At 73.3% G+C, this 26,034-nt stretch carries 30 protein-coding genes; 15 read left to right on the forward strand and 15 right to left on the reverse strand.

Going from position 1 to position 26,034, the window contains the following annotated elements; translation table 11 throughout:
* Positions 1 to 29 precede the first annotated feature (29 nt).
* The 4 genes from J2S63_RS04320 to J2S63_RS04335 form a co-directional block, all read right to left on the reverse strand.
* Positions 30 to 446 (reverse strand): hypothetical protein, encoded by a 417-nt coding sequence (locus J2S63_RS04320; RefSeq protein ID WP_310299077.1) that lies wholly within the window; start codon positions 444 to 446, stop codon positions 30 to 32.
* 104 nt (positions 447 to 550) lie between these two features.
* A complete protein-coding gene (locus tag J2S63_RS04325) occupies positions 551 to 979 on the reverse strand; it encodes an Rv2175c family DNA-binding protein (protein ID WP_310299079.1) in 429 nt (142 codons plus the stop codon).
* 48 nt (positions 980 to 1,027) lie between these two features.
* Positions 1,028 to 1,765: a dienelactone hydrolase family protein gene (locus J2S63_RS04330; protein ID WP_310299082.1), complete on the reverse strand. Its 738-nt coding sequence runs from the start codon at positions 1,763 to 1,765 to the stop codon at positions 1,028 to 1,030.
* A 2-nt stretch (positions 1,766 to 1,767) separates the two neighbouring features.
* Positions 1,768 to 2,214, reverse strand: coding sequence for a nitroreductase family deazaflavin-dependent oxidoreductase (locus J2S63_RS04335; RefSeq protein ID WP_310299084.1), 447 nt, complete (start codon positions 2,212 to 2,214; stop codon positions 1,768 to 1,770).
* 139 nt (positions 2,215 to 2,353) lie between these two features.
* Here J2S63_RS04335 and pknB point away from each other — a divergent pair, with 139 nt between their 5' ends.
* Genes pknB through J2S63_RS04350 form a run of 3 tightly spaced genes read left to right on the forward strand, consistent with a single transcriptional unit; the run spans position 2,354 to position 5,813 of the window.
* Positions 2,354 to 4,426: a Stk1 family PASTA domain-containing Ser/Thr kinase gene (gene pknB / locus J2S63_RS04340; protein ID WP_310299087.1), complete on the forward strand. Its 2,073-nt coding sequence runs from the start codon at positions 2,354 to 2,356 to the stop codon at positions 4,424 to 4,426.
* Positions 4,426 to 5,325: a DMT family transporter gene (locus tag J2S63_RS04345; protein WP_310299090.1), complete on the forward strand. Its 900-nt coding sequence runs from the start codon at positions 4,426 to 4,428 to the stop codon at positions 5,323 to 5,325. Before pknB ends, J2S63_RS04345 begins: the two co-directional genes overlap by 1 nt.
* Positions 5,322 to 5,813: a hypothetical protein gene (locus J2S63_RS04350; protein WP_310299093.1), complete on the forward strand. Its 492-nt coding sequence runs from the start codon at positions 5,322 to 5,324 to the stop codon at positions 5,811 to 5,813. The genes J2S63_RS04345 and J2S63_RS04350 overlap by 4 nt, the downstream gene beginning before the upstream one ends.
* Here J2S63_RS04350 and J2S63_RS04355 read toward each other — a convergent pair whose 3' ends face one another.
* The 4 genes from J2S63_RS04355 to J2S63_RS04370 form a co-directional block, all read right to left on the reverse strand.
* Entirely contained in the window at positions 5,814 to 7,505 is a 1,692-nt protein-coding gene (locus J2S63_RS04355) for a ribonuclease J (protein ID WP_310299096.1), read from the reverse strand.
* Between the two features lie 14 nt (positions 7,506 to 7,519).
* The gene (dapA, locus tag J2S63_RS04360) at positions 7,520 to 8,413 is read right to left on the reverse strand and encodes a 4-hydroxy-tetrahydrodipicolinate synthase (RefSeq protein ID WP_310299098.1); all 894 of its coding nucleotides are present in this window, start codon (positions 8,411 to 8,413) and stop codon (positions 7,520 to 7,522) included.
* Positions 8,414 to 8,486: 73 nt separating this feature from the next.
* The gene (locus tag J2S63_RS04365) at positions 8,487 to 9,002 is read right to left on the reverse strand and encodes a dihydrofolate reductase (RefSeq protein ID WP_310299100.1); all 516 of its coding nucleotides are present in this window, start codon (positions 9,000 to 9,002) and stop codon (positions 8,487 to 8,489) included.
* The gene (locus tag J2S63_RS04370) at positions 8,992 to 9,804 is read right to left on the reverse strand and encodes a thymidylate synthase (protein ID WP_310299103.1); all 813 of its coding nucleotides are present in this window, start codon (positions 9,802 to 9,804) and stop codon (positions 8,992 to 8,994) included. Before J2S63_RS04370 ends, J2S63_RS04365 begins: the two co-directional genes overlap by 11 nt.
* 33 nt (positions 9,805 to 9,837) lie before the next feature.
* Here J2S63_RS04370 and J2S63_RS04375 point away from each other — a divergent pair, with 33 nt between their 5' ends.
* The 7 genes from J2S63_RS04375 to J2S63_RS04405 all read left to right on the forward strand — a co-directional run bounded on the left by J2S63_RS04375 (position 9,838) and on the right by J2S63_RS04405 (position 16,114).
* Positions 9,838 to 10,398, forward strand: a complete 561-nt coding sequence (locus J2S63_RS04375; RefSeq protein ID WP_310299105.1) for a GNAT family N-acetyltransferase — start codon at positions 9,838 to 9,840, stop codon at positions 10,396 to 10,398.
* Between the two features lie 7 nt (positions 10,399 to 10,405).
* A complete protein-coding gene (locus tag J2S63_RS04380) occupies positions 10,406 to 12,748 on the forward strand; it encodes an ATP-binding protein (protein WP_310299107.1) in 2,343 nt (780 codons plus the stop codon).
* A gap of 132 nt (positions 12,749 to 12,880) precedes the next feature.
* On the forward strand, positions 12,881 to 13,528 hold the full coding sequence (locus J2S63_RS04385; protein WP_310299110.1) for a hypothetical protein: 648 nt from the start codon (positions 12,881 to 12,883) through the stop codon (positions 13,526 to 13,528).
* Positions 13,529 to 13,641: 113 nt separating this feature from the next.
* Complete coding sequence (locus J2S63_RS04390) at positions 13,642 to 13,860, forward strand: hypothetical protein (protein ID WP_310299112.1); 219 nt, start codon at positions 13,642 to 13,644, stop codon at positions 13,858 to 13,860.
* Positions 13,861 to 13,887: 27 nt separating this feature from the next.
* Positions 13,888 to 14,604 carry an AzlC family ABC transporter permease gene (locus tag J2S63_RS04395; protein ID WP_310299114.1) on the forward strand — a complete coding sequence of 239 codons (717 nt, stop codon included), beginning with the start codon at positions 13,888 to 13,890 and terminating at the stop codon, positions 14,602 to 14,604.
* Positions 14,601 to 14,906, forward strand: coding sequence for an AzlD domain-containing protein (locus J2S63_RS04400; RefSeq protein ID WP_310299117.1), 306 nt, complete (start codon positions 14,601 to 14,603; stop codon positions 14,904 to 14,906). Before J2S63_RS04395 ends, J2S63_RS04400 begins: the two co-directional genes overlap by 4 nt.
* 167 nt (positions 14,907 to 15,073) lie before the next feature.
* Entirely contained in the window at positions 15,074 to 16,114 is a 1,041-nt protein-coding gene (locus J2S63_RS04405; protein WP_310299120.1) for an SGNH/GDSL hydrolase family protein, read from the forward strand.
* A 107-nt stretch (positions 16,115 to 16,221) separates the two neighbouring features.
* Here the strand turns inward: J2S63_RS04405 and dapB are convergent, their stop codons facing one another.
* Positions 16,222 to 16,965 carry a 4-hydroxy-tetrahydrodipicolinate reductase gene (gene dapB / locus J2S63_RS04410; protein ID WP_310306588.1) on the reverse strand — a complete coding sequence of 248 codons (744 nt, stop codon included), beginning with the start codon at positions 16,963 to 16,965 and terminating at the stop codon, positions 16,222 to 16,224.
* Between the two features lie 45 nt (positions 16,966 to 17,010).
* Here dapB and J2S63_RS04415 point away from each other — a divergent pair, with 45 nt between their 5' ends.
* Positions 17,011 to 17,373: a hypothetical protein gene (locus tag J2S63_RS04415; protein ID WP_310299123.1), complete on the forward strand. Its 363-nt coding sequence runs from the start codon at positions 17,011 to 17,013 to the stop codon at positions 17,371 to 17,373.
* 15 nt (positions 17,374 to 17,388) lie between these two features.
* Here the strand turns inward: J2S63_RS04415 and J2S63_RS04420 are convergent, their stop codons facing one another.
* Genes J2S63_RS04420 through J2S63_RS04430 form a run of 3 tightly spaced genes read right to left on the reverse strand, consistent with a single transcriptional unit; the run spans position 17,389 to position 19,628 of the window.
* A complete protein-coding gene (locus J2S63_RS04420) occupies positions 17,389 to 18,045 on the reverse strand; it encodes a maleylpyruvate isomerase N-terminal domain-containing protein (RefSeq protein WP_310299126.1) in 657 nt (218 codons plus the stop codon).
* Positions 18,045 to 19,160, reverse strand: a complete 1,116-nt coding sequence (locus J2S63_RS04425) for an SPFH domain-containing protein (protein WP_310299128.1) — start codon at positions 19,158 to 19,160, stop codon at positions 18,045 to 18,047. Before J2S63_RS04425 ends, J2S63_RS04420 begins: the two co-directional genes overlap by 1 nt.
* A gap of 9 nt (positions 19,161 to 19,169) precedes the next feature.
* Positions 19,170 to 19,628, reverse strand: coding sequence for an NfeD family protein (locus J2S63_RS04430; RefSeq protein ID WP_310299130.1), 459 nt, complete (start codon positions 19,626 to 19,628; stop codon positions 19,170 to 19,172).
* 60 nt (positions 19,629 to 19,688) lie between these two features.
* Here J2S63_RS04430 and J2S63_RS04435 point away from each other — a divergent pair, with 60 nt between their 5' ends.
* The 4 genes from J2S63_RS04435 to J2S63_RS04450 are packed head-to-tail and all read left to right on the forward strand — an operon-like array spanning position 19,689 to position 21,338.
* Positions 19,689 to 20,477 (forward strand): C1 family peptidase, encoded by a 789-nt coding sequence (locus J2S63_RS04435; RefSeq protein WP_310299133.1) that lies wholly within the window; start codon positions 19,689 to 19,691, stop codon positions 20,475 to 20,477.
* 46 nt (positions 20,478 to 20,523) lie between these two features.
* Positions 20,524 to 20,715 carry a hypothetical protein gene (locus J2S63_RS04440; RefSeq protein ID WP_310299135.1) on the forward strand — a complete coding sequence of 64 codons (192 nt, stop codon included), beginning with the start codon at positions 20,524 to 20,526 and terminating at the stop codon, positions 20,713 to 20,715.
* Positions 20,715 to 21,104, forward strand: coding sequence for an ArsC/Spx/MgsR family protein (locus tag J2S63_RS04445; protein ID WP_310299138.1), 390 nt, complete (start codon positions 20,715 to 20,717; stop codon positions 21,102 to 21,104). Before J2S63_RS04440 ends, J2S63_RS04445 begins: the two co-directional genes overlap by 1 nt.
* 9 nt (positions 21,105 to 21,113) lie before the next feature.
* The gene (locus tag J2S63_RS04450; RefSeq protein ID WP_310299140.1) at positions 21,114 to 21,338 is read left to right on the forward strand and encodes a PLD nuclease N-terminal domain-containing protein; all 225 of its coding nucleotides are present in this window, start codon (positions 21,114 to 21,116) and stop codon (positions 21,336 to 21,338) included.
* 57 nt (positions 21,339 to 21,395) lie between these two features.
* Here the strand turns inward: J2S63_RS04450 and J2S63_RS04455 are convergent, their stop codons facing one another.
* The 3 genes from J2S63_RS04455 to J2S63_RS04465 form a co-directional block, all read right to left on the reverse strand.
* Positions 21,396 to 21,929, reverse strand: coding sequence for a cytochrome c family protein (locus J2S63_RS04455; protein WP_310299144.1), 534 nt, complete (start codon positions 21,927 to 21,929; stop codon positions 21,396 to 21,398).
* 102 nt (positions 21,930 to 22,031) lie between these two features.
* Entirely contained in the window at positions 22,032 to 24,425 is a 2,394-nt protein-coding gene (locus J2S63_RS04460) for a DUF4091 domain-containing protein (RefSeq protein ID WP_310299147.1), read from the reverse strand.
* Positions 24,426 to 24,506: 81 nt separating this feature from the next.
* The gene (locus tag J2S63_RS04465; RefSeq protein ID WP_310299148.1) at positions 24,507 to 26,000 is read right to left on the reverse strand and encodes a hypothetical protein; all 1,494 of its coding nucleotides are present in this window, start codon (positions 25,998 to 26,000) and stop codon (positions 24,507 to 24,509) included.
* Positions 26,001 to 26,034 lie beyond the last annotated feature (34 nt).

The raw sequence follows: 26,034 nt of genomic DNA on the forward strand, positions 1-26,034 counted from the left end.
CCCCGCCGACGGACGGTGGAGCCCCCGGGTCAGTGCTTGACCGGGAGCTCCTCGAGGTCGAGCGGGGGGCCCTCTCCGCGCAGGACCACCGCGAACGCGCCGCCCTCCCCCTGCGTGCGCCGGCTCAGGATGCCGAGCGCCTCCTGGAAGCACGGCTCGTCGTGCCGGGCCAGGGGGCTCCAGCCGTCCCACAGCAGGACGGTGCCGTTGCCTCCCCCGCTCTCCAGCGAGATCTGGTCGAGGGAGTCGGCGTCCGGGGACTCGACGGCCGCGCACAGCGCCTTGGTGAAGGCGTCGCGGTCCTCGAGGGTCCAGCCGTCGAGGTGGCGGAAGGTCCAGCCGGCGTGCTCGACGGCGTGCTGCACGTCCTCGACGTGGGCCGCGTTGTGCCACTGGTAGACGTCGGGGGGTGTGTGACCTGCCAGGAGGGCGGCCAGTCCGCTCATGCTCGTCTCCTCGTTCGCCTCACTCGGCGCCCGGGGGCGGACCCCACGGGCCTGTGCCCCGACCATAGACCCGGGGCGAGGCGCGTGAAAGGCCGTGCGAGGGGTCAGAAGCCCATGGACTGGGCCCGCCGCTTGACCTCCGACCCGCGGTTCTCCCGCAGCGCGTCGATCGGGCGCCCGGGCAGCGTGGGGTCGGCGGTGAAGACCCACTCGATGATCTCGTGGTCGGTGAACCCCGCGTCGTGCAGCACGGTCAGCAGCCCGGGCACGCCCTTGACGATCTCGCGACCGTCGAGGAACGCCGCGGGGATCTTCTGGCCGGCGCCCGGCTCGGGCACGAGCGCGGCGAGCTGGCCCTCCTTGATCAGCTGGCGGACCTTGCTGACCGAGAGCCCCATCGCCTCGGCGGCCTCGGACCAGGAGAGCCAGTCCCCGACGAGCGACCCCACGTCGCGCGTGCGCTGGTCCTGCGGGTCCGGCTGGTTCGCGAACGGCTCGGCGTCGGGCTTCGCGAGGAGGCTGTCGTCACTCATGCCTCCAAGGTTGCCAGCACCCCCGTGCCGCGAAACGTCAGGCCTGTCTCATCGCTGGAGGCGCTCCCCGAAGAACCCCATGACGGCGTCGACGAACTCCTGCTTGCAGTGGGTGGTCACGGTCGAGTGCTCCCGGCCGGGCAGCTCGACGGCGAGGAAGTTCGGCCCCAGCTCGCGGCGCAGGGTGTCGAAGCGCTTGCCGACCATCGGGTCGCCCTCGAACCGCAGCCCCAGCACCTGGCACCCTGCCGCCGCCCGCTCCTTGACCCGCGCGAGGTCCTCGGGCGACAGGTTGAGGTCGGCGGCACGACCGGGGAGCCCGATGAACGGCGCCGAGGGCTGGGCCACGACGGGCGCGGCGATCGCGTCGTCGACCATCATCGCCAGGGCGAACCCGCCGGTGAAGCACATGCCGATCGCCCCGACGCCCGGCCCGCCGAGCTCGGCGTGCAGCTCGCGCGCCAGCGACCGCAACCACCCGGCGACCGGGGTGGTCTCGCGCAGCGCGAGCTTGGTGAACTCCCGGCTCACGCAGACCTGCCGCATCGCCGAGGCCACCGACCCCAGCGAGATCGACCGGCCAGGCGTGCCGAACAGGTGCGGCATCACCACGGTGTAGCCGGCCTCGACCAGCTCCTCGGCGAAGCGCTTCACCTGGGGCGTGATGCCGGGGATCTCGTGGATCACCACGACGCCCGGCCCGCTGCCCCGGCGGTACGTCGGGTGCGTCGTGCCGGCGTACGTGTGCTGCCCGCGGGTCCAGCCCGCGAGCTCGACGTCGCCCACCCTCAGTCCTGGGGCTCGAGCAGGAAGACCGGGATGAGCCGGTCGGTCTTCTCCTGGTAGTCGGCGTAGGTGCCCCAGGTCTGCACGGAGTACTGCCACCACTCGTCGCGCTCCGGCCCGTCCTCCAGCTCGCGCACGGTGTAGGACTTCTTGACCGGCCCGTCCTGGAGGTCCACCTCGGGGTGGTGGCGGAAGTTGTCGGCCCAGGTCGGGTCGTCGGGGGCGCCGCCCTTGCTGGCGATCGCGACGTACTTCCCGTCGCGCTCGACCCGCATGACGGGGTTCTTGCGCAGCTTGCCGCTGCCGTGCCCGACCGAGGTGATCACGACGATCGGGTAGCCGGTGTCGCGCAGGGTGTTGGCCTCCTTGCCGTCGGAGGCCTCGTAGGCCGCGACCTGGTCGCGGACCCACTGCTGGCTGCTGGGGGCGTACTCACCGTGGAGGGTCATGGCGCCAGCATGCCGCGCCGGTGGTCGTCGTACGACGGACCGCGGCCGCGCCACGCCGGGGCACGCCTGAGGACGGCCCTGCGGACGCACCGACCTAGAATCGAAAGGACCCCTCCCGCCCCAGCGAAGGACGCCGCCCGTGCCTCGAGACGCCGACCCGCTCCTCGGGCGTCTCCTGGACGGCAGATACCGCATCGTCGCCCCGATCGACCGCGGCGGCATGGCGACGGTCTACGAGGCCCACGACCTGCGGCTCGAGCGCGACGTGGCCGTCAAGGTCATGCACGACACGCTCGGCGACGACCCGGCCTTCGCGCAGCGGTTCGTGCGCGAGGCGCGGTCCGCGGCGCGCATCTCGCACCCCAACGTGGTCTCGGTCACCGACCAGGGCGACAGCGACGGCCGGCTGTTCATCGTGATGGAGCAGGTGCGCGGCACCACGCTGCGCCAGGTGGTGCGCGACGAGTCGCCGATGCGTCCCGAGCGGGCGCTCGCCCTGCTCGAGCAGGTGCTGATGGCGCTGGAGGCCGCGCACGCGCAGGGCATCATGCACCGCGACATCAAGCCCGAGAACGTCCTGATCTCCTCCTCCGGCCAGGTCAAGGTCGCCGACTTCGGCCTGGCCCGGGCGTTCGGCGCCGACACCCAGCACACCCGCACCGGCGGCCTGGTGATCGGCTCGGTCTCCTACCTCGCGCCCGAGGCGATCCAGCAGAAGCACGTCGACCCGCGCGCCGACGTCTACGCCGCCGGCATCGTGCTCTTCGAGCTGCTGACCGGCCGCAAGCCCCACGAGGGCGACGGCGCGATCCAGGTCGCGTGGAAGCACGTCCACGAGGACATCCCGCCGCCCTCGGAGCACACCGCCCAGCGCATCCCCGACTTCGTCGACGCGCTGGTCCTCTCCTCCACCGCGCGCGACCCCGACCGGCGCCCGCGCGACGCCCGCGTCTTCCTGCTGTTCGTGCGCCGTGCCCGCGCGGCCCTCGACGCCGGGGTCCGGCACGACCCCGAGCTGGCCGCCGACTTCCTGCCCCGCGCGCTGGGCGTGGACACCTCGAGCATCGACTACGTCGACGACACCCCGACGGTGGTGACCCCGCTCGACGAGGAGCACACCACGGTCATCGACCACGACGCCGCGCTCGCCGCGGTCGCCGCCGGTGCGGAGCACCGCAGCACGGCCGCCGCCGTCACGGCCGCGGCGGCGCGCCCGCCCGGCCCCGCGCCGTACACCCCGCCGGGCGCGACCGGCAGCGTCCCCGGCCCCCGCACTCCCCCGCCCGGCCCGCCCGGCGACGGCCCGAGGCGCCGGCCCCGCCCGCGCCGCAACCGTCGCGGCCTGGTGCTGTTCGTCGGCGTGCTCGCCCTCGTGGTCCTCGTCGCCGTCGCGGGCTGGTGGCTCGGCATGGGCCGCTTCACCAGCACCCCCGGCGTCCTCAACCTCCCCGAGGCCCGCGCGGCCGCCAAGGTCCGCGACGCCGGGCTGGAGTGGAAGGTCTCCTCGCGGGCGTTCTCCGAGACGGTCACGGCGGGCTCGGTGATCAGCACCGACCCGGGCGGCGGGCACCGCATCGTCCAGGGCGGCACCGTGGAGGCCGTGGTCTCCAAGGGGCCCGAGCGCTACACCGTCCCACGCCTGCACGGCAAGACGCTCGAGAAGGCCACGCAGCTGCTGCAGGACAGCAACCTCACCCTCGGCGACGTCACCCAGGTGTTCAACGAGACCGTGCCCGAGGGCCTGGTCGTGCGCGCGTCCCCCGGCTTCGGCGTCGAGCAGCCGCCCGGCGCGGCCGTGTCGGTGACCGTCAGCAAGGGCCCCAAGCCGATCCGCATCCCCGACTTCACCGGCAAGGACGCCGAGCGCGCGCAGTCCGTGCTCGGCGAGAAGGGCTTCAAGGTCGACGTCTCCGACGAGAACAGCGACACCGTGCCCGAGGGACGCGTCATCGCCCAGACCCCCAGCTCCGGCAAGGGCTTCCGTGACGACGTCATCCGGCTCGTGGTCAGCAAGGGTCCGGTGATGGTCGAGGTCCCGCGCCTGGCCACCCAGTCCGTCGAGGACGCCACCAAGACGCTCCAGGACCTCGGCTTCCAGGTCAAGGTGGTCAAGACCGACCTCTACATCGGCTGGGACCGCGTCGTCCGCCAGAGCCCCGGCGGCGGCGACAGCGCACCCAAGGGCAGCACCGTCACCCTCCACATCGTCTGATGGGCGGCGCCCCCGAGCGCCGCGACTCCCTCACCGCGACGCTGCTCCTCCTCGCCGTGACGGCCGTCTGGGGGTCGACGTTCGCGATGACCAAGGACGTCGTCGCCGAGGTGCCGGTGATGGACTTCCTCGGGGTCCGGTTCCTGCTCGCCGCGGTCGTGGTGGCCGTGCTGTTCCCCCGGTCGCTGCGCGGCCTCACCGGCGCCACGCTCCGCCGCGGGGTCGTGCTCGGCCTGCTCTACGGCGTGGCGCAGGTCGCCCAGACCGTGGGGCTCCAGCACACCGCGGCCAGCGTGTCCGGGTTCGTCACCGGGATGTACGTCGTGTGCACCCCCCTGCTGGCCGCCCTGCTGCTGCGCGAGCGGCTCCCGGCCGTCACCTGGGCCGCCGTACCCCTGGCCGCGGTGGGGATCGCCGTCCTCAGCCTCCGCGGCGTCGCGCTCGGGTTCGGGGAGGGCATCACGCTCGTGGGGGCCGTGCTCTACGCCCTGCACATCGTGGCCCTCGGGGCGTGGTCGACCCCGGCGGAGGCGGTGCGCATCTCGGTGGTGCAGCTGGCGGTGATCGCGGTGCTGGGCCTCGCCTTCGGCGCCCCGGGAGGGATCACGCTGCCCTCCTCGACGGGCGTGTGGCTCCAGGTGGTCTACATGGCGGTCTTCGCCGCCGGCCTCGCGCTCGCTGCCCAGACCTGGGCCCAGGCCCACCTGCCTCCGACCCGCGCGGCGATCATCATGTGCACCGAGCCGGTCTTCGCCTCGCTGTTCGGGATCCTCATCGGCGGCGAGTCGCTGACCGGCCGGCTGCTCGTGGGCGGCTCGATCGTCCTCGCCGCGATGCTGCTGGCCGAGGCGGGGCCCAGGCGCCACGTCGAGTCGGAGGTCCCCCACCTGACGGTGTGAGCCCGGCGGCCCGGCGCGCCCGGCCCGGCCCGGCGTACTCCGACGTACGCGTGGTGAATCCATACTGGGAGCAGCACGTACGCCGGAGTACGCGCGACTCGGTGCCAGGAGGAGGTGGGGCGGCCGTGATGGCGTTCGGTGCGATCGAGCTGCTGCTCCTGCTGGCCGTGCTCGCGATCGGGGTCGTCGTCGTGGTCTCGGTGGTCGGGGCGGCCTCGCCGAGGCGGTCCGTGCCCCCCACGCCCACGCAGCCGCAGCTGCCCGGCCCGGACCCCGTGCTCGCGCGGGTGAGGACGCTGGCCTGGGACAGCCGCGAGATCGAGACCCCGCTGGCCGACGCGCTGATCGGCTACCTCAACGAGCACGAGCACGACCCGGACCACCGGGCCGTCCGCAACCAGGTGGGCGAGATCGCGTGGCAGCACCGCGAGACCTGCCCGAGCCTGTCCACGCTCGTGATCGACGCGGTCCGCAAGCCCGAGGCGTGATCAGGCCTCGACGACCACCGGGATGATCATCGGGCGACGGCGCAGGCGGTTGCCGACCCAGCGACCGATCACCCGCCGGATGGTCTGCTGCAGCTGGTAGCTGTCGTCGACGCCCTCGCGCAGGGCGGCCTCGAGCGCCGCGATGATGTCGGGGCGGATCTCCTCGAAGGTCTTCTCGTCCTCGCCGAAGCCGCGGGCGTGGATCTCGGGGCCGGTGATCACCTTGGCGTCGTTGAGGTCGACCACGACGATGACCGAGATGAAGCCCTCCTCGCCGAGGATCCGGCGGTCCTTGAGCAGGGACTCGGTGACGTCGCCGACCGAGCCGCCGTCGACGAAGACGTAGCCGCACGGCACCTTGCCGGCGATCTCGACCTTGCCGTCGACCAGGTCGACCACGACGCCGTCCTCGGCGACCACGACGTGCTCGGCCGGGATGCCGGTCGCGCGGGCGAGCGCCGCGTTGGCCTGCATGTGGCGGATCTCGCCGTGCACGGGCAGGACGTTCTTGGGGCGCACGATGTTGTAGCAGTAGAGCAGCTCGCCGGCGCTGGCGTGGCCCGAGACGTGCACGAGCGCGTTGCCCTTGTGCACCACGGTCGCGCCGCAGCGGGCGAGTCCGTTGATCACGCGGTAGACGGCGTTCTCGTTGCCCGGGATCAGCGAGGAGGCGAGCAGGACGGTGTCGCCCTCCTCGATGTGCACGAAGTTGTGGTTGCGCTGCGCGATCCGGGCCAGCGCCGACATCGGCTCGCCCTGGGAGCCGGTCGAGATCAGCACGGTGCGCTCGGGGGCGTAGTTGGAGATCTCCTTGCTGTCCACCAGCGTGTCCGCGGGGACGGTGAGGTAGCCCAGGTCGCGCGCGATGTTCATGTTGCGGATCATCGAGCGGCCGACGTAGGCGACCTTGCGCTTGTGCTCGACCGCGGCGTCGAGGATCTGCTGCACGCGGTGCACGTGGGAGGCGAAGCAGGCGGCGATGATGCGGCCCTGGCTGCGCTGGAAGACCCGGTCGATGGCCGGCCCGATCTCGATCTCCGAGGTGGTGAAGCCGGGGACCTCGGCGTTGGTGGAGTCGGTGAGGAAGAGGTCGACGCCCTCCTCCCCCAGCCGGGCGAACGCGCGCAGGTCGGTGATGCGGCCGTCGAGCGGCAGCTGGTCCATCTTGAAGTCGCCGGTGTGCAGCACCATGCCGGCCGGCGTGCGGATCGCGACGGCGAGCGCGTCGGGGATCGAGTGGTTGACCGCGACGAACTCGAGGTCGAAGGGCCCGAACGAGATCCGGTCGCCCTCGGCCACGACGTGCTGCGCGGTCTCCTTGAGCCGGTGCTCCTGCAGCTTGGAGCGCAGCAGCGCCAGCGTCAGCTTGGAGCCGACCAGCGGGATGTCGGGCCGCTCGCGCAGGAGGTAGGGCGTCGCGCCGATGTGGTCCTCGTGACCGTGGGTCAGGACGAGCGCCTCGACCTCGTCGAGCCGGTCACGGATCGAGGACCAGTCGGGGAGGATCAGGTCGACGCCGGGGTGGTTCTCCTCGGGGAAGAGGACGCCGCAGTCGACGATCAGCAGCCGGCCGGCGTGCTCGAAGACGGTCATGTTGCGCCCGACCTCGCCGAGACCGCCCAGCGGGATCACGCGCAGCGCGTCGTCGGCCAGGGGTCCTGCAGGGGTGAGCTCCGGGAAGTGGTGGGACACGGGTTCCTAGGGGGTCAGATGAGGCCCGACGCGGAGAGGCCCTCGCGGAGGGCCGCGACCTCCTCGTCGGTCAGGGGCACGAGCGGACCGCGCACGTGGCGGTTGGGCAGGACGCCCAGCAGCTCGAGCGCGGCCTTGGCGGTGGTGGCGCCGTAGTTGGGCACCCCCATGACCGCGGTGAAGGCAGGGATGAGGCGGGTGTACGTCGCCAGGGCGCCGGCGTGGTCGCCGGAGAGGAAGGCGTCGATCATCGAGGCGAGCTCACGACCGGCCGCGTGACCGACCACCGACACCAGCCCGCACGCTCCGTGGGCCAGGAAGCCGAGGGTCATGGCGTCGTCGCCGGAGTAGACGGAGTAGCCCAGCTCGGTCAGCAGCGGCACCTGGGTGACGTCGCCGGTGGCGTCCTTGGTCGAGGTGATGTTGGTGATGCGCGCGGCCTGCTCGTAGGTCTCGAGGCCGATGCGGGTCGCCGTACGCCCCGGGACGTCGTAGAGCATCACCGGCAGGTCGGCGGACTCGGCGACCGTGCGGAAGTGGTGCAGGACCCCGGCCTGGCCCGGCTTGGAGTAGTAGGGCGTCACGAGGAGCACCGCGTCCACGCCGATCTTGGCGGCCTGCTGGGTGAGCTCGACGGAGTGGGGCGTGGAGTTGGTGCCGACCCCGGCGATGATCGTGGCCCGGTCGCCGACGGCGTCCTTGACCGCCCGGAGGATGAGCCCGTCCTCCTCGGTGGTGGTGGTGGGCGACTCCCCGGTGGTGCCGGAGACGACGACGCCGTCGTTGCCGTGGTCGACGAGGTGGGCGGCGATCGCGGCGGTGCCCTCGAGGTCCACCGAGCCGTCATCCGCGAACGCCGTGGCCATCGCGGTGAGCATGCGCCCGTAGGGGGCCTCGACGGAGGTCATGGGGCCAGGTTATCGGCTCCCCGCCCCCCGACCGCGACGGTGCCGCTGGTGACGTCCCGGTCGTCGCCGGTCCTCAGGCCCGGACGAGCCTGACGAAGTCGAACGCGGTCCCCTCGTGCTCGTGGGCCTCGCGGGCGACCTCCCGCCAGGCGGCCGGGTCGAGGGCCGGGAAGTGGGCGTCGCCCTCGGGTGAGAGGTGCACCTCGGTGAGGACCACCTCGTCGGCGAGGTCGAGCGCCTGGGCGTAGACCTCGCCGCCGCCCACCACCATGACGTCGCCCTCGTGCCCGGCGCCCACGGTCAGGGCCTCGCCCAGGGAGCCCGCGGTCAGGACGCCGTCGGCCGACCACGAGGGCTGCCGGGTCACGACCACGGTGGTGCGCCCGGGCAGCGGCCGGCCGATGGACTCGAAGGTCTTGCGGCCCATCACCAGCACGTGGCCCATGGTCGTGCGCTTGAAGTGCGCGAGGTCGGGCGGCAGCCGCCACGGCAGGTCGCCGTCGGCCCCGATCACGCCGTTGTCCGCGACGGCGACGACGAGGACGACCTTCCCGGTGGTCGAGCTCGTCGAGACCTCGTCAGACGGCAATGGGGGCCTTGATCCCGGGGTGCGGGTCGTAGCCCTTGACGTCGACGTGCTCGAGGTCGAAGGCGTCGAGCTGGGTGACCGCCGGGTCGAGCCACAGCGTCGGCAGCGGCCGCGGCTCGCGGGTCAGCTGCAGCTGCGCCTGCTCGAGGTGGTTGAGGTAGAGGTGCGCATCGCCGAGCGTGTGCACGAAGTCGCCGACCTCGAGCCCGGTCACCTGGGCGACCATGTGGGTCAGCAGGGCGTAGGAGGCGATGTTGAACGGCACGCCGAGGAACACGTCGGCGGAGCGCTGGTAGAGCTGGCAGCTCAGCCGTCCGGGCCCGCCGTCGAGCCCGGGGACGACGTAGAACTGGAACATCGTGTGGCAGGGCGCGAGCGCCATCCGCGGGATGTCGGCGACGTTCCACGCCGAGACGATGTGGCGGCGCGAGTCGGGGTCGCGGCGGATCTGCTCGACCACCTGCGCCAGCTGGTCGACGTGGCCGCCGTCGGGCGTCGGCCACGAGCGCCACTGGGCGCCGTACACCGGGCCGAGGTCGCCGTCGGCGTCGGCCCACTCGTCCCAGATCGTCACGCCGCGGTCCTGGAGCCACGTGACGTTGGTGTCACCGCGCAGGAACCACAGCAGCTCGGCGAAGACCGACCGGGTGTGGACCTTCTTGGTGGTCACGAGGGGAAAGCCCTCGGCGAGGTCGAAGCGCATCTGGTGGCCGAAGACCGACCGCGTGCCGGTGCCCGTGCGGTCGCCCTTCTCGACGCCCTCGTCGAGGATGCGGCGGAGGAGGTCGAGGTACTGCTGCACCGGCTCAAACTAGCACCGGGGAGACTGGGGCCCATGGCTGCACACACCCCCACCGCCGACCACTCCGTGCGCGTGGCGTGGGCCGACGACGCCGCGGCGATCGCCGCGGTGCAGGTCGCCACCTGGCGCGAGGAGTACGCCGGGGTCCTGCCCGCCGAGGTGCTCGACGCGATGGACCCCGAGCAGTTCGCCGCCGCCTGGCACCAGGCGCTGCAGAAGCCGCGGGACGCCCGCAACCGGGTGCTGGTCGCCCTCGAGCGCAACGACGTGCGCGGCTTCGCGGTCACCCAGCCCTCCCCCGACCCCGACTCCGACCCGGTCGCCGACGGCGAGGTCGCCGAGCTGGTCGTGGCGCCGGAGCACCGCGGCGCCGGGCACGGGTCGCGCCTGGTCCACGCCGTCGTCGACACGCTGCGCGCCGACCGCTTCACCCGCGCCACCTGCTGGCTCAACGCCGACGACGACGTGCGCCGCCGCTTCCTCACCGACTCCGGCTGGGCCCCCGACGGGGCGCACCGTTCGCTCGACCTCCACGACGACGGCTCGGTCCTGGTCAAGCAGGTGCGGCTGCACACCGATCTCAGGGAAGACTGACCCCACCATGGGCGTCGGGGAGCTCGTGCGGAGGTGGCGCAGTCGCGCCGGCCTGACGCAGGAGGAGCTCGCCGCCCGGGCCGGTCTCAGCGTCGACGGGGTCGGCGCCGTCGAGCGGGGCGTCCACGCACGGCCACACCCCCACACCTTGCGCTCCCTGGCGGACGCCCTCGGCCTGACGGACGAGGAGCGCCTGGAGCTGCAGAGCGCCGCACGCCCGTCCGACGACGGCCGACCCGGCGCCGGCGCCGGCGAGGGCAGGCGACCGCACGGTGGCGGCCTCCCCGCTCCCACCACCCCGCTCGTGGGCCGGGAGGCCGACCTCGGCAGGCTCCTGTCCCTGCTGGGCCGGCAGGGACAGCGGCTGGTCACCGTGACCGGGCCAGGCGGCGTGGGCAAGACGCGGCTCGTGACGGCGGCGGCAGCCGTCCTCGCCGACGGGGGCAGCGCGGTCAGCGTGGTCGAGCTCGCGTCCCTGACCGATCCCGGGCTCGTCCCGGCGACGACGGCCCTCGCACTGGGGGCCGCCGCGACCGGTGACGACACCGTGCGCAGCATCGCCGAGCACCTCGCGGGGCAGCGGCGCCTGGTGGTGGTCGACAACGTGGAGCACGTCGTCGACGCCGCCCCCTTCGTTGCCGAGCTCCTGGAGGCCTGCCCAGGGGTGACGGTGCTGGCGTCGAGCCGGACGCCGTTGCGGCTCCGTGGCGAGGCGGTGCTGGTCCTGGACCCGCTGGGGCTGTCCGACCTGGACGACGTCGACGCGGTCTCCTCCGCACCGGCGTGCCGTCTGCTGGTCGAACGCGTGCGAGCGGTGGACCCGACGTTCACCCTGACTGCGGCCAACGCTCCTGTGGTCGCGGACCTGTGCCGGCGCCTCGGCGGCCTTCCCCTCGCCCTGGAGCTCGTCGCCCCCCGTGTCCGGTCCCTGGGCCTCGCCGAGGTCGCCCGGCGTCTCGACCAGGCCTGGACCTGGGAGGGCGCGCGCGACCTGCCCGCCCGGCAGCGCACCCTGGATGCCGCCCTCAGGTGGAGCCACGAGCTCCTCGCACCCGGCGAGCAGCGGCTCCTGCGGTGGCTCGCCGTGTTCGCCGGCGGGTTCGACGTGAGGGCGGTGGAGGGGCTCGTGGACGGACCGGGGGTCACGGGTGAGGACCCGGCGGCCCCGCTGGAGCGTCTTGTCGAGCACTCGCTGGTGGTCGCGACGCCGTCGACGCCCGCGGCGCTGTCGGTGCGCCACTCGCTGCTCGAGCCCGTGCGACAGTTCGCGCTGCGGCTCCTGGACGAGTCCGGCGAGACCCTGGACGCGCAACGCGCGCACGCGGCGTACTTCCGCGACCTCGCGGTCCGGGCCGGGGACGGGCTGCACCGCGAGGAGCAGGTCGGGTGGCTCGAGGTGCTCGACGTCGAGACGCACAACCTGCGCGCGGCGATCACGCGGAGCCTGGCCGCCGGGCTCGCCGACGTGGCGGTCGACACTGCGTGGCCCCTCGCGCTGCACTGGTGGTCGGCCGGGCTCCTCGACCACGTCGCACGCTGGATGGAGCAGGCCCTGCGCATGCCGCTGTCCGACGTCTCTCGGGTCCGGGCGCTGTTCTGCCTGGCCAAGATGCGGCACGGCGTCGGCGACTTCGCCGAGGCGTCCACCGCGCTCGACGAGGGCACGACGCTTGCCGCGACCCGGGGCGACCTGTCCGCACGGACGCACGGGACCCTCCTGCGCGGGCTGGTCGCGTTCGACGCGGGCGACGTGGCGCGGGCCACCGCGCTGCTCGAGGAGGCGGTCGACCTCGGACGCGACCTCGACGACGACGTCCTGCAGTCCATGGCCGCGGTGTGGCTCGGGACGGTCCTGCTCGACGCGGGCCGGCCCGCCGCCGCGCTCGAGCTCTTCGACGAGGGCACACGCCTGGCCCGGGCGCGCGGTGACAGGCTGGTCCTCAACGAGGCCTTCCTCAACCGCGCCGGGTGGGCGCTGACGAGCGGCCGCGACGACGACGCCGAGGCGTGGTTCCGCCAGAGCGCGCCGCTGTCCCTGGAGACCCAGGACCACCCCGACCTGGCGTTCGCGCTGGACGGCCTGGCCGTCGTGGCGGCCCGTCGGGAGCGCTGGGAGCGCTGCGCCACGCTCCTGGGCGCGGTGGGCGCGCTGCGACGCACGGTGGGCGGTCGTCACTACAACTACTACGTCCCCGACCCCGCCCTTGTCCGCTGGGCACGCGAGACCGCCCGCGAGTCCTTGGGCGAAGAGGGGTACCGCCTCGCGAGAGCCGCCGGGGAGGGCCTCTCCCCCGCTGAGGCCGTCGCACTCGCCGGCGACGTGACGGACGTGGGCCGCGACGGTCTTTGAGGGCCGGCCCGTACGTCGCCCGTACGAGTCCCGTCTCCTTCGCCCCGACCCTGGTGAGACGTGCGGCGGGGGCCACAGGCTCGTCCCGGCAGACCGGCCGTCCGGGCCGGCACCTCGTCGAAGGGACCACCCGTGACCTCGCTCCCGACCGCGCGCAACGCCGCCCTCCTCGCCTCCACCGCCCTGGCCGGGCTGACCTCGATGGCGGTCGTGGCCGCGCCGACGTCCGCCGCCGTCCCAGCCGCGGTGGTCCACACCCAGCGTGACACCGTCGCCGACGTCTGGCTGCAGGGCGAGACACCCGACCTCTGGTCCGAGCACGGCGCCCGCCGCAATGTCGACCTCACCGCCAGCCGGGTCCGCCACGCCCCGCGCATGATCACCACCACCGGCTGGTTCACGGACCTCGTCCGCACCGAGGACCGCACCTCGACGGTGTTCTGGATCCTCACCAGCGCGGGCCGGACCTACCGCGTCCAGCACACGGCGGGCCCGTCCCGCCGCTCCGGCCAGGTGTTCTTCAAGCAGTACGTCGACGGGCGGCTCCACGGCCGGTCGTGCCCCGGACTGACCAACCAGGTGAGCTACGCCGACGACCTCATGCGCGTCGTGATCCCGCGCCCGTGCCTGGGCCGGCCGGCGTGGGTGCGCTTCCACGGGGTCGCGGTGGCCTTCGACGAGGAGTCCGGGGCGAGGTACTCCGACGCGATGATGGACAGCGGGCCCGACAACCAGCTCTACTCGCCGCGGATCGTGCGGGACGACCCGCCTCGTGGTTGACGCGTCCCGGGAGTCTTGTGGTCCCGGGACCAAGGGCCCAGACTCGGTTTCGTCGGTGCCATGCCGGGTATCCCCCGGACGAGGCACTCGGGCCTCACTCGGAGGGGGTAGGCATGACTCTCGGACACCTCCCGGCGCGCTACCAGGTCGCGATCTGGGTCGTCGGACTGATCAGCAGTGCCGGGCTCGGCGCATGGCTCGCGTGGTCGATGGCGCTCCCCGTCCTTCCCGTCTCCGGCGCCGTCGTCGGCGCTCTCCTCGGCATCGCGTTCGTGGCCGGGTTCCTGCACTACTTCGGCACCGCCCCGGAGGAGTCCCCCGCCCGCCGCTGACCCCCTCGCCGTCTGCATGATGGTGCGGTGACGTCCGCACCCCCGACCCCGCGCGCGGTGGCCCGGGAGGGGCTCACGGTCGGCGTCGCCGTCGGCTTCTACGCGGTGTCCTTCGGCGCCGTCGCGGTCGCGGCCGGCCTGTCGGTGCTGCAGACCTGCGCGATGTCGCTGCTGATGTTCACCGGCGCGTCCCAGTTCGCGTTCGTCGGGGTCGTCGCCTCCGGGGGCACACCGGTCAGCGCGACGGTGACCGCGACCCTGCTGGGCGCTCGCAACGGCCTCTACGGCCTCCGCCTGCGGCCCCTGCTCGGGCTCACCGGATGGCGACGCGTGGCCGCGGCCCACCTGGTGATCGACGAGTCCACCGCGATGTCGGTGGCACGGCCGGACCGGCCGACCGTGCGCGCCGGCTTCCTGGCGACAGGCCTCGGCGTCTTCGTCAGCTGGAACCTCTTCACGCTGGTCGGGGCGCTCGCCGGCAACGCGCTCGGCGATCCCCGCGACTTCGGTCTCGACGCGGCGATCGGCGCCGCGTTCCTGGCGATGCTCTGGCCCCGGCTGCACGGCACCGTGCACCGGGTGACCGCGCTGGTGGCCGTCGCCGTGGCGCTGGGCCTGGTGCCGCTGGCCGCGCCCGGCGTGCCCGTCCTCCTCGCGGGGCTCGTCGCCGTCGCCGTCGGCGCGGTGGCACGCCCCGGCTCGGTGGAGCCGCCGGGCGACGAGCCCGTGGAGGGACAGGCGTGAGCGACCTCTGGCCGTGGCTGCTCGGGTCTGCGGCGCTCTGCTACGGGCTCAAGCTCGCGGGCATGAGCGTCCCGGAGCGCGTCCTGGACCACCCTCGGGTGTCGCTGGTCGCCGACCTGCTCCCGATCGCCCTGCTCTCCGCGCTGATCGCGGTGCAGGTGCTCGGCCGGGACGAGTCGGTCGTCCTCGACGCGCGGCTCGCCGGGCTCGCGGCGGCCGTGGTCGCCCTGCTCCTGCGGGCCCCGTTCCTCGTGGTGGTCGTGGTGGCCGCGGCCTCCGCCGCGCTCGTCCGCCTGGTCTGACGCCTCCACCCCGGCGTACTCCGCCGTACGTGCTGCTCCTGCCCGATTTGTACAGCGCGTACGGCGGAGTACGCGGTGGGGTGGTGCAGGCGCACAGGCGGGCCATGGACGGGGCCCGGTCGCCGTCCTAGCGTGAGGAGCATCCGCCCCGCTCGGAGGGAGCCCCCATGTCCCGTGTCCTCCGCCTCGCCGGTCCCGCCTCCGCCCTCGCGCTCCTGGCCGCCGCCCTGCCACTGGCCGCCCAGGCCGCGTCGCCGCCGTACGTCGCGCTCGGCGACTCCTACTCCTCCGGCGTCGGCACCCGCACCTACATCTCCGACGGGACGAGCTGTCAGCGCTCGGTCTACGCCTACCCCTCGCTGATCGCGACCGCGCGCGGCTACGCGCTCAACTTCCGGGCCTGCTCGGGAGCCCAGGTCGCCGACGTGCAGAACACCCAGCTGACGCCGCTGAGGGCGACGACGGCCTACGTCTCGCTCTCGGTCGGCGGCAACGACGCCGGCTTCGCCTCGGTGCTCACCACGTGCGCGAAGCCGTCGTGGGCCAGCGACTGCTACGGCGCGATCGACAAGGCGCAGACCTTCATCAAGAGCACGCTGCCGGGTCGCCTGTCCACGTTGTACGCCGCGATCCGCAGCAAGGCGCCCAACGCCAAGGTGGTGGTCGTCGGCTACCCGCGGATCTTCAACGGCGAGGACTGCAACGCGTTCACGTGGTTCTCCCCGACCGAGGAGTCACGGCTCAACGCGACGGCCGACCTGCTCAACAGCACGACGTCGACCGCGGCCTCGGCCAAGGGCTTCACCTTCGCCAACCCGACCAGCCGCTTCGTCGGGCACGCGGTGTGCGACGACGTGGAGTGGATCAACGGGCTGTCCAACCCGGTCAGCGAGTCCTACCACCCCAAGATCGCCGGGCACCGGGACGGCTACACGCCCGTGGTCAGCCCGCTGCTCACCGGCTCCACGGTCACCGCGACGACCGCCGTGATGCGCGCGGCCGCCGGGTCGGCCGACCGGCTGGCGCGCCAGCAGCGCGCGTACGCCTCGCGCGACGCCTCGATCCGTCCCGAGTCGTTCCGCGCCCCCGACCTGCACAGCCCACGGGTGCTGCGGGCCGCGGCGAGGGCCGGCGTGGACGTCGACGACCCGGCGAGCGTGGCGAGGGCCGACCGCACCTACGACCGCCTCGCCCGCGCCTCCCGCTGAGGGCGCGCGCTCGGCGGCGGCCGCGCGCCGCGTACTCCGACGTACGTGCTGGACATCTCGGACATCCACCACGCGTACGGCGGAGTACGGCGGGCTGGAGCGCCGGCTCAGCCCAGCGGCATGAACTCCTCGAGCCCGACCGTCAGCCCGGGGTGGGACCCGATCTCGCGGAGGCCGAGGAGCACGCCGGGGGTGAAGGAGGCGCGGTCCATCGAGTCGTGGCGGATGGTCAGCGTCTCGCCGATGCCGCCGAGCACGACCTCCTGGTGCGCGACCATCCCGCGGATGCGCAGGCCGTGCACGTGGATGCCGTCGACGACCGCGCCGCGTGCGCCCTCGAGGGAGGTCGAGGTGGCGTCGGGCACGGGCCCCACGCCGGCGTCGGCGCGGGCTCGCGCGACCAGCTCCGCCGTACGACGGGCAGTGCCGCTGGGCGCGTCGGCCTTGGTGGGGTGGTGCAGCTCGACGATCTCGACCGACTCGTAGAACGGGGCCGCCTCGGCCGCGAAGCGCATCATCAGGATCGCGCCGATGGAGAAGTTGGGGGCGATCAGGACCCCTGTCGACGAGGAGCCCAGCAGCGACCGCAGCTCGGCGAGACGGGACTCGTCGAAGCCCGTCGTGCCGACCACGGCGTGGATGCCGTGCTCGATGCAGAAGCGCAGGTTGTCCATCACCACGTCGGGGTGGGTGAAGTCGACGACCGCCTCGGCACCGGCCTCGACCAGCGACTCGAGGGAGTCGTCGGCGTCGACGCGGGCGACCAACTCGAACCCGTCGACGTCCTCGACCGCGGCACAGACCTCGCGCCCGACCTTGCCCAGAGCGCCCAGCACACCGACCTTCATCACGTCACTCACGCGGGAAACCCTACTCAGCCGACGTATCGTCAGCGCATGCGCAACCGGGTCCTCGTGGTCGGCCTGGACCCCCACCGCGTGCCGGGGCCGTGGGACCCCGAGCCCGTCGCGACGGCGGTGGCGGCCGGCATGGCCGAGCTCGCGGACGCGGGCTTCGCTGCCGTCGGCTGCTGGGTCGGCCTCGACGGCAGCGACGACGTCGAGGCGGTGGTGACCGCGGCCCTCGCGCGCGAGCCGTGGGACTGCGTGCTGCTCGGCGGCGGTCTGCGTGGCGGGGACGTGGTGCTGTTCGAAGCTCTGGTCAACCTGACAAGAAAGCACGCGCCTCGGGCGGCCATCGCCTTCAACGAGCGTCCGGACGGTCTCCTCGCGGCCGTGAGACGCCAGCTGTCCGGCTGACGGGACCGACGGACCTCAACCCAGCAAGGGGAGACGCTCAGCCAGGGCGCCGAGGGCCGCACGGTCGTCGTCGGTCAGGGGGAGGCGCCCGGTCCCCTTGAGCGCGTAGTCGCGGTCGCTCCAGCCCGAGGGGGCCCGCCCTCGCAGCAGCCCGTCCAGCACGCGACGCACCTCGGCGAGCGCGGCGGGGGTCACCGGCGGCCCGGGCACGTGCCCGGTGAGGTCGAGGTGGTGGACCGTCGCCTCGACGACGAGCGTGCTGAGGAAGTCGGGCAGCGCCAGACGGTGACCCTGGGTCGCCACCACGTCGTCGAGCGGCGCCAGGAGCGCGGCGCGACCGGCTGCCGCGGCGGTCTCGTTCCACTGCTCGACCACCACGCGGGGGGAGGAGTACGCCGCCACGGCCGCACGAACGAACCGCAGGTGCGCCCTGCCGTCGCCCGACGCGGGGTTCCAGTCGAGCCAGTAGGACACCGCGTCGGTGTCGGGTGGCTCGTCGGCCGGGGTGGCGAAGGTGACCAGTGCCCGCTGGGCGTCGAGCAGCAGGTGGAACAGCAGCTCGGCGACCGTCCACTCGGTGCGGGTGGGGGCGCCCAGCTGCGCCTCGTCGAGGTCGCGCGCCCAGGCCGTCACGCCGTCGTACACCTGGCACAGCAGCGCACCGGGGTGCATCAGGCGGGCGGCTCCTCCGCGGGCGGGGAGGACGGGGGCGGCGGAGGCAGGTCGGTGGACCTCCCCTGCGCGGCGGAGTCCGCCGCGGCGATCGCCTTCTGCACCTCGGCATCGGCGCTGGAGGAGTTGGCCTTGCGCTGCTCCTCGAGCTCGGTCAGCGAGGGGCCCATGTCGACCCGGTGCTTGACGCCGCCGGTGTGCTGCGGGATGCCGGCGACCTCGTGGACCGCGGACCCCAGCCCCTCGAGCGCCTTGGTGATCTCCGACGGCACGACCCACACCTTGTTGGCGTCGCCCTCGGCGATCTTGGGCAGCATCTGGAGGTACTGGTAGGCCAGCAGCGACTGGTCTGGCTGACCGTCGTGGATGGCCTGGAAGACGGTCTGGATCGCCTGCCCCTCGCCCTGGGCCTTGAGGATCGCGGCCTCCCGCTCGGCCTGTGCCCGCAGGATCCGGGCCTCGCGCTCGCCCTCGGCATTGAGGATCGCGGCCTGCTTGTTGCCCTCCGCGGTGAGGATCGCGGACTGCCGCTGGCCCTCGGCGGTGAGGATGACCGCGCGCTTGTCGCGGTCGGCGCGCATCTGCTTCTCCATCGAGTCCTTGATCGACGGCGGCGGGTCGATGCCCTTGATCTCCACGCGCCCGACCCGGATGCCCCAGCGCGTGGTCGCCTCGTCGAGCACGCCGGACAGCCCTCGGTTGATGTCCTCACGGGAGGTCAGGGTCTGCTCGAGGTCCATGCCGCCGACGATGTTGCGCAGCGTGGTCATGGTCAGCTGCTCGACCGCGGAGATGTAGTTGGCGATCTCGTAGGTCGCCGCGACCGGGTCGGTGACCTGGAAGTAGATGACGGTGTCGATCGAGACGACCAGGTTGTCCTCGGTGATCACCGGCTGCGGGGGGAAGGAGACCACCTGCTCGCGCATGTCGATCATGTAGCGCACCCGGTCGACGAACGGCGTGACGACGTTGAGGCCGGGCTGGAGGGTGGTGCGGTACTTGCCGAAGCGTTCGACGACCCCGGCCCGGGCCTGCGGGACGATCCGGATCGTCTGCGCCAGCAGCAGGATCACGAAGATCGCCAGGACGCCCAGCAGTGCGAGTGCGACTGTCATGTGGTTCTCCTAGGTGAGCTCGGGACGCTGCAGGACGTAGGCCGTGGCGCCCTTGACCCGGACCACGTCGACGACTGCCCCCTGCGGGATCGTGTCGTCCTCGAGGTAGGGCGCGGCCGTCCACTCCTCGCCCCCGATCTTGACCCGTCCGGTCTGGTGCGGGGTGATCTCGCGCAGCACCGTGGCGCGGGCGCCGATGAGCGCCTCCGCGCCGGTCTTGAGGTCGGGACCGGCGTGCAGCCGCTTGACCATCGGGGGGCGGACCAGTGCGAGCAGGCCGACCGCCGTGGCCAGGGCGAGCCCGACCTGCAGCCCGAACGGTGCGCCGACCAGCGCGGCGACCGCCCCGACCCCGGCGCCGCCGGCCAGCATGACGAGGAAGAGGTCGAGGCTCACGATCTCGGCCATCGCGAGCAGCACCGCGAGGATCGCCCAGGCGGCGGCGGCATGCTCCGAGAGCCAGTCCATAGCCGGAGCCTAGCCGGACGGCCCTGGCGCTCCGACGCACTCGGGAGCAGGATGCGAGGCATGGCGACGACCGAGACGCACCGGCGCATCTGCAACCTCGTGCCCTCCAAGGGCACCGACCGCGACTGGACCTTCGACGACGCGGTCGCCGGCGGCATGGTCGCGGCGCGCGCGGCACTGCCCGAGGCGCACGACCTGCGCGAGACCTGGTGGAAGGTCGGCGACCAGGGCTACACCGGGTCCTGCGTCGGCTGGGCCACCGCCGACGGCGTCGGCCGGTGGCTGATGGTCACCGCCGGCAAGATCACCCAGCGGCAGCGCCTCTCCCCCCGCTTCGTCTGGATGGCCTCCAAGGAGACCGACGAGTTCCGCGACCGCCCGACGTCGTTCGTCGAGGAGTCCGGCACGTCGCTCAAGGCCGCCATGGACGTCGCCCGCAAGTACGGCTACGTCATGGAGAAGGACCTCCCGTTCGAGGTCGAGACCGCGATGTTCACCGGCCCCGAGAACGCGTTGTACGCCGGGGCGTCGGGTCGGCGCGTCTCCTACGTCAACCTCGGTCTCGACCTCCAGCGCTGGAAGCGGTGGCTGGTCCACAAGGGCCCGATCCTGGCCGGCCTCTGGGTCGACGACGCCTGGATGTCGCTGGGCGCCGACGGACTGCTCGACGAGTGGGGCGGCGGGACGTACGGCGGCCACGCGGTCACGATCGTCGGCTACCGGGCCGACGGGCGCTTCATCGTGCGCAACTCGTGGGGGAGGTCGTGGGGGCACCGCGGCTTCGCCTACGTGACGCCGGCCTACCTCCACGCCGGCTTCTACCCCGAGTCCTACGGCGCCACCGTCTGACGTGTCGCACCGTCGTACGGCGGCGGCGGGCCCCGATGATCGAGCCATGAAGACCACCCCGTCCTTCGCCGTCCTCGCCGGGTGCGGCGCCGTCCTGTGGTTCCTCGCCGGCTTCGTGCAGGGAGGGCTGCGGAGCTCCGCCGACCCGGAGCTCGTCCTGGGCTTCGGCGAGGCGTTCCGCGCCCTGGGGTGGGTGGCGGTGATCGGCGCGGCCCTCACGCTCGTGCGGCGCACCTGATGGAGATCTGGGTCAACCCGGCGTGCTCGAAGTGTCGGGCCGCGACCGCGGCGCTCGACGAGGCGGGCGTGGACTACACGGTCCGGCGCTACCTCGACGACCCGCCGAGCCGCGCCGAGCTCGAGGAGGTGCTCGCGCGCCTCGACCTGGAGCCGTGGCACGTCACGCGCACCGGTGAGCCGGAGGCCACCGCGGTGGAGGGTCTCCCCCGCACCCAGGAGGCGCGTGGTCAGTGGCTCGACGCCCTCGCGTCGCACCCACGGCTGATCCAGCGCCCGATCATCACCGCCGACGACGGCACGACGGTCGTCGGTCGCGACCCGGCCTCCCTGGCCAGGGTCCTGCCCGGACGGCGACCCGACGCCGACGACGGGGCGCGGGAGTCCTAGCCTCGGAGCATGGCAGCGACGAAGAGCAGGAAGCGCTGGTCCGACCTGACCCCCACCCAGCAGCGGCTGATCGTGGCGGGTGGTGCCGTCGAGCTGGTGATGACCACCGTGGCGGCTCGCGACCTGGCGCGGAGGTCGAGCGACCAGGTCCGCGGCCCGAGGGCGCTGTGGGCCGCGGCGCTCGTGGTGCAGCCGGTGGGCCCGCTGGCCTACCTGCGCCTCGGCCGCCGCTGAGGTCCGGGCACGACGAGGCCCCCACCGGTCGGCGGGGGCCTCGAGGAGCGGTGCGGGTCAGCCGAAGTAGGCCCACCCGGCGCCGGTGCTGCAGGACAGCTGCGAGCTGCAGGCGTAGTCGTAGCCGTTGAAGGCCACGCCCCGGGCGCCGAGCTGCATGCCGGTGCTGCTCACGTGCCAGCTGAGCGACTCCTGGACCGTGTAGTAGCCGGTGCCGACGTTGAAGTTGACCTGCGGGAGCTTGACGCTGCTGTGGTAGCCCATCGAGTAGGCGTAGGTCGCCGACTTGTAGAGGGCCCACGCCGAGCCGTTCCAGCGGTAGACGCGGTACTGGATGCGGACGTTCTGCGCGGCGGTGGCGCTCGGCGACCGGCCGACGGTCGGGCCGGGGACGCGGACCTGGCGCTGGAGGCAGTTGCCGGCCGGGTAGCAGGTGTTGGTGGTGCCGGCGGTGACGTAGCCGGGCGAGATCGAGCCGTAGGAGCCGGAGGCGCCGTAGAGCTGCACGGCCTGCGCCGAGCCGAGGTTGGTGCCGAGGAAGGCGACGAGCGCGGTGAGGAGGACGGCGAACGAGCGACGGACGGTGGACATGAGGTTCTCCTTGGGTGTGGGGCCCCGGGCGGGGCCGTTGTGATGACTCTGGATCGAGTCGCTTAGCGGCCGCTTAGGGCCGCTCGGGGTCGGTCGCCGCCGTCAGGCCTTGACCTTGACCTGGATGCGGACGACGTCGCGGATGCCGTCCCCGACCGGGTTGTGGACGGCGTGGAGGTACCACGTGGCGACCTGGCCGACCTTGGTGGTGGAGCCGACCTTGAGGGTCATCACCACGCTGCGGGTGGCGCCCGGTGCGACCTCGAGCAGCGAGTAGGTGCCGGCGGCGACCTGGGAGGTCACCTTGGTGCCGTTGCGGCTCCAGGTGCGGCTCATCCCGGCGGTCCCGGAGCGGGCCTCGGCCAGCGACCAGTTGTCGGCCGCGTTGCCGTCGTTGCCGATGCGGACCGTGAAGGTGCGGCTGGCGCCCTTGCGCAGCGACACCGCGATGGTCTGGCCGGTGCCGGTCCGGTTGTAGACCCCGTTGCCCCTCCAGGTGCCGGTCCCGACGCGGACCTCGCCGTCGGGCCGGAAGACGGGAGCCGGCGGGGTGGTGGGCGTGGGCTCGGGCGTCGGCTCCGGGGTCGGCTCGGGCGTCGGCTCCGGGGTCGGCTCGGGCGTCGGCTCCGGCGTCGGCTCCGGCGTCGGCTCCGGGGTCGGCTCCGGGGTCGGCTCCGTCACGGGCTGCTCGATCGCGTCGCCCAGCGCCTTGCGGGCCTGGTCGAGGGCGCTCTGGCCGAAGGTGGTGGAGTACGCCGCGGCGTCGAGGTCGCCGCCCAGCAGCGACAGCGCCGTGCTGCGGGCCAGGGCGGCCGTCCCGGGGTCCGAGGCGGCCAGCTTCAGGTACTCGTAGTCCTCGCGCCCGTCGCGCATCCGCTTGAGCCGGATGGACTCGACCGGGATGTCGGTGGTGCCGCCGATGCAGCCGGGCGCCGTGCCGGGGGTGCAGGCCCTGCCGGGGTAGAAGAGCGTCGCGTCGCCGTTCATGCCGGACTCGTAGAGGCAGTTCGTCCCGCCGGCGCCGCACTGGTTCCAGGCCTGGCCGAGGCGGTAGTCGACTCCCCAGTAGAGCTCGCCGGTCGCATCGAGCAGGAAGGCGGTCCAGGGCATGGCGCGGGCCTGGGAGGCGGGCTGGTCGATGCCGTAGCCGGCCCAGCCGTTGTAGAACGGGTCGTTCCAGCCCTCCTCGCCCGGGTTGTTGCACGCCGCGGACTCGCACGAGCTGTAGAGCCAGACCTTGTTGCGCTGCCCGTCGGCGCTCTCCGCCGCCCAGGCGTCGTACGTCGGGCGCTGGTTGCCCTGGAAGGTGCCGTTGCGTCCGTCCATCATCCGGCCGAGGACGACCAGGTCGTCGATCCACCCGTCGGCGCCGTTGGCCTTGGCGTAGGGCAGCGGGGTGGTGACGAGCTCGCGCATCCTACGGGACTGGGCGACGGTGTGGTTGTCGGCGCAGGCCGCCCAGTTGGTGCTGCTCTGGTTGGGCTCGTCGCAGGTGTAGTAGCTCAGGCGGTCGGCGAAGCCGTCGGTGGTGGCCTGGGCCTTCCAGGCGTCGAGGCAGCTCGCCTTGCAGTAGTGCCACAGGACGAGGTTGGTCGCCCTCGCGCCGGGGAGACGGATCGGGCTGCCGACCGACGCGGGGGCGGCGGTGCCGTTGACGATCGGCAGCACCTGCTGGCGCCAGCTGCTCTGCATCGCGCCGGACAGCGCGGCACCCCGGTCGACCTGCCACGGGGTGGAGATCGAGATGCGGTTCTCCAGCGCGACCCGCTCGTAGACGGCCGAGAGGCGGTTGGCCTCGGCGACGTCGCCGTTGCAGGTGCCGGAGCCGGTGTGGACCTGGCACTGCTTGGTCGGCTCGGTGAGGAAGACCCCGTCGAGGGAGGACGTGGAAGGAAGGGCGAGGTTGCGGACGGTCACGCGGACCGAGACGGTGCCCACCAGGGTCGAGCCGTCCTTGACCCGCAGGCTGCCGGTGTAGGTGTCGGGAGCCTGGTCGCGGGAGGCCAGGACGTCGACCCAGAGCACGGCGCGACCGTTGGCCGGCACCGGGGTGCGGAACGCGGAGCGCTCCTGGTGGTAGATCGGGTCGACCTGCGGGACCAGCGCGTCGGGCCACTGACCCACCGTGGACTCCCCGTCGCTGAGGTGGTCGGCGGAGACCTTGAGGTAGGACTCGCGGTAGACGGTCAGCGCGCTCGCGGGGAGCGTGCCGCCGCGCGCACCCGTCAGGTCGCCGGCCTCGACCCGCAGCTGGCCGATCCCCTCGCCGTCGGCACGCACCGCGACCTGGAAGGACTCGAACTCGTTGCGCGCCACGGTGAGGTCGGCCCCGGCTGCGCCGGCGGGCGTGGCGTCCTCGGCCTTGAGCGTGACCAGCGGGCCCAGCACGGTGAGGTCCGAGACGGCCGCCTGGGCGGTGCCGGGGACCAGGGCGAGGAGCGAGGTCCCCAGCGAGGTGGCGAGCGCGAGGGCGGCGGTGCGGCGTCCGAGGTGCATCGGTGTCTCCTTCGAGCGGCCCCTGGTGGGCCGGTGGAAGGAGACTGCGGGTCGGCGCTTAGCGCCGGCTTAGCAGCGCGCTCAGCGCCCGACCCACCGCGAGGTCGCCCGCGTCCGGATGACCATGAGGACGTCGGGGTTGCCGGAGGTGTTGGCGATGTTGCGGCTGCTCACGCCCTTGACGTTGCGCCGGTCGACGCAGGCGACCTCGCCCCTGGGCGGCTTGCCGTCGGACAGGCACGCCTTGACCAGCCGGTAGGACGTCGCCCCCGTCGCCCGGCGCAGGATCCGGACGTCGGGCCACCGCTTGCCCCCGAGCACGGTCGCGTCGAAGCGCATCCGGATCACCGCGGGACGGGAGACGGTCGCGGACATCGAGGTGGCGTGCACGTCGAACGGGTAGCCGAGGTCGCTCGAGGCGCGGCTGCCGACCCGGCGCACGACGACGTCGGCCCCCGAGGTGTCGGTGCTGGGCAGCCGGAAGTCGGCGCTCTGCCGCCGGTCGGGGTCCGGGTCGCTGGTGGTCTGGGTGCCGCAGGTGGTCGTGGCGCGCACGCACCGGCCGGTGCCGTAGGTGGTGCCGGCGCCGACCGTCGCCGGGGTGGCCGTCGCCCTCGGGAGCAGGAGCGTGCCGGTGCGGACCGTGACCCGCCCGGGGGTCGGCTGGAAGTAGACCGCACTGACCAGCGTGCGGCCCGTGCCACCGGTCTTGATGACCAGCCCCTGGTCGACCAGGGTGCTGAGGGCGGCGACGCCGGTGTCGGACTGGATCTTGCCCTCGAGGTAGCCACCGTCGCCCTCGAAGCGCAGGGTGCCGGTGCCGGCGGCGGACGTGCGGTGGGGACGCAGCTCGAGCCGGGTGCCGTGGTCGGCGGCGAGGTAGGCGCCCGAGCGGACCCGCAGGAGGCCGCGCACGACGGTCGTCGTCCCGTCGCCGAGGTTGACACCCCCGCCCTTGACGTCGACGGTCCCGCGGTCGTCGACCTCGACTCGGAACGGGTCGTTGTCCAGGGCGGCCGGCGGAGAGGAGCACCCCTCCTCTCCGGGGTAGGGGTTGCCCGCCCCCGGGAAGTAGGTGCACTCGCGGGTCAGGAGCGTGCTCGCTGCCCCCGGTCCGTTGCTGGTCAGGCCGAGACGACCGAGGACGTGGAGCCTGGCGATGCCCCCGAGGGTCGCACCGACGACGTCGAGGGACCCGCCGCTGCGGACGACGGAGTCCTGGCCGGAGGCCTGGTCGCCGAAGAGGAAGAGCTTGCCACCCTGCTCGACGGTGAGGGTCGCACCGCCCGCGACGTCGAGGGTGCGGAGGTGCTCCTCCTCGCCGCCTCGGATCCGCGGCACACCCCCGGCGGGGATGCAGGCGTCGCCGTCGACGGGGACGCCGTTGGTCCAGTTGCCGGGCGTCTCCCACACGTCCGTGGCGCCAGGTCCGACGCCGAGTCCCTGCCACCTGCTCGCCCCGGCCGTCTGGCAGAAGGCCGGCAGCGAGCCGGTCGGCGTCGCGTCGGCCGAGCGCGCGGACGTCAGCAGCGTGCTGAGCAGCAGCAGCGGAATGAGTGCGATCGTCGCCTTCACGGCGTCCCTCCCCCGGGTGCGACCCCCCAGGCCG

Source organism: Nocardioides marmoribigeumensis (assembly GCF_031458325.1).
GTDB lineage: Bacteria > Actinomycetota > Actinomycetes > Propionibacteriales > Nocardioidaceae > Marmoricola_A > Marmoricola_A marmoribigeumensis.